A 2,500-nucleotide genomic window follows, 5' to 3' on the forward strand; every position below is an offset into this window, starting at 1 on the left:
CTGAAGCTGGCCGTTAAACCGCCAGTTAGGGTAGAACAGGTAATTGGGGCTAAGTCGTAACAAGGTAGCCGTACCGGAAGGTGTGGCTGGAACACCTCCTTTCTGGAGAAGCTATTATTTTCGGGTAGACACGTTAGTGTTTATTCATCTTCTTTGTTTTTATCACACGCTTAAAGGAAACTCATTCGAAAGAGAATGATTTTCAAAAAGATTTAAGTAAGGATTAAGCGGGCTTGTAGCTCAGGTGGTTAGAGCGCTACACTGATAATGTAGAGGTCCGTGGTTCGAGTCCACGCAGGCCCACAAGAAAAAGGCTTGCAAGCCGAAAGCAAAGTGAGACAAGGCCAAAGCAATTAAGCAACAATCCCTGGGGGATTAGCTCAGCTGGCTAGAGCACCTGCCTTGCACGCAGGGGGTCAACGGTTCGAATCCGTTATTCTCCACCAGAGTAAAGATTAAGCAAACGAGCTTGATCGACAGATTGAAAGAGTTTAGTAACCTATCGACTTCGGACTATAGACTACGGACTAACACCACCCTCCCCTACTCGAATGTGAGTAACGGATTTGGGAACGATGTGAATGAGATGAGCGCAAGTTTATTGAATTTCACACAAGGTTCTTTGACATATTGTGAGAATAAAGTAAAGAGTAAGAGCAAATTAGAAATTTGAATCCTTAGGGATGAAGATATTTTAAAAGAGTAAGTGAATTAAGGGCGTATGGGGGATGCCTAGGCTCTTGGAGGCGATGAAGGACGTGTTAAGCTGCGATAAGCTTCGGGGAGGTGCACAAGACCTTCGATCCGAAGATTTCCGAATGGGGCAACCCAGTAGATTGAAGATCTATTATCCTATTTAATATAGGAGGCGAACCTGCTGAACTGAAACATCTAAGTAAGCAGAGGAAGAGAAAACAAAAGTGATTCCGTAAGTAGTGGCGAGCGAACGCGGATTAGCCCAAACCAGTGTTGTTGCGGCAAGACTGGGGTTGTAGGACCACGTCATCGATTATATAAATCAACGAGAACTGTTTGGGAAAGCAGGCCATAGAAGGTGAGAGCCCTGTATTGGTAAGTTTATGTAATTGTAGTGGTATCCTGAGTAGGGGGGGACTGGAGAAATCCCCTTTGAATCTGCCGGCACCATCCGGTAAGGCTAAATACTACCAAGAGACCGATAGTGAACGAGTACTGTGAAGGAAAGGTGAAAAGTACCCTGAGTAAGGGGGTGAAAAGACCCTGAAACCATACGCTTACAAGCGGTCGGAGCCCTTTCGTGGGGTGACGGCGTGCCTTTTGCATAATGAGCCTACGAGTTACTTTCACTGGCGAGGTTAATCACGTTGACGTGAGCAGCCGGAGCGAAAGCGAGTCTGAATAGGGCGCTTAGTCAGTGGGAGTAGACGCGAAACTTTGTGATCTACCCATGAGCAGGTTGAAGCTCCGATAACACGGAGTGGAGGACCGAACCAGTTTACGTTGAAAAGTATTTGGATGACTTGTGGGTAGGGGTGAAAGGCCAATCAAACTGAGAAATAGCTCGTACTCCCCGAAATGTTTTTAGGAACAGCCTCGGGGTTAAGTTTTAAGCAGGTAAAGCTACCGATAGGACTAGGGGGAGTCAAATCCTACCAAATCCTGACGAACTCTGAATGGCTTAAAATATACCCGGGAGTGAGGGTTGGGGTGCTAAGGTCCCAATCCGAGAGGGAAAGAACCCAGACCAACAGCTAAGGTCCCAAAATCTTTACTAAGTTGAACTAAGGAAGTCTGATTGCAGTGACAGCCAGGATGTTAGCTTGGAAGCAGCTATTCATTTAAAGAGTGCGTAACAGCTCACTGGTCGAGCGAGGCGGGCATCGATAATAAACGGGCATCAAGTAAAGTACCGAAGCTTTGGATTATATTTATATACTGGTAGGGGAGCATTCTGATCTGCGGTGAAGGTGAAGCGACGAGCTTTGCTGGAGCGTTCAGAAAAGCAAATGTAGGCATGAGTAACGATAATGAGGGCGAGAAACCCTCACGCCGAAAGACTAAGGTTTCCTCAGCTATGCTAATCAACTGAGGGTTAGTCGGGGGCTAAGGGTCTAGCGAAGGCGACAACCTAATGCACAACAGGTTAATATTCCTGTACTTACTTATAGGGCAAATAGATGACGGAGATTACAGGTTACCAGATACTGACGGAATAGTGTCTTTGAGAGGCGGCAGCAATGCCAAAACGAGTGTAGTGAGTAAACTTCCAAGAAAAGTCTAGGCGTGTATAACTTATAAGTAACCCGTACCGTAAACCGACACAGGTGGTCGAGAAGAATATTCTAAGGCGCTCGAGTGAATCACGGCTAAGGAACTCGGCAAATTAACCCTGTAACTTCGGGATAAAGGGAGCCACGAGCAATCGTGGCCGCAGAGAAATGGCCCAGGCGACTGTTTAACAAAAACACATGGCTTTGCTAAATCGAAAGATGACGTATAAGGCCTGACACCTGCCCGGTGC

General features: G+C 46.6%; 2 tRNA genes and 2 rRNA genes (1 of these 4 cut by a window edge). All 4 read left to right on the plus strand.

Annotated features, from left to right (window positions below):
* Window positions 1–102, plus strand: a 16S ribosomal RNA gene (locus SKC37_RS11615); the annotation flags it as partial.
* Between the two features lie 127 nt (window positions 103–229).
* Window positions 230–303: transfer RNA gene (locus SKC37_RS11620), tRNA-Ile, on the plus strand.
* Between the two features lie 66 nt (window positions 304–369).
* Window positions 370–446: transfer RNA gene (locus SKC37_RS11625), tRNA-Ala, on the plus strand.
* A 254-nt stretch (window positions 447–700) separates the two neighbouring features.
* Window positions 701–2,500 (plus strand): 23S ribosomal RNA (locus tag SKC37_RS11630) (it continues 1,033 nt past the right edge of the window).

This window comes from Aquirufa esocilacus, from assembly GCF_042715595.1.
GTDB classification, from domain to species: domain Bacteria; phylum Bacteroidota; class Bacteroidia; order Cytophagales; family Spirosomataceae; genus Aquirufa; species Aquirufa esocilacus.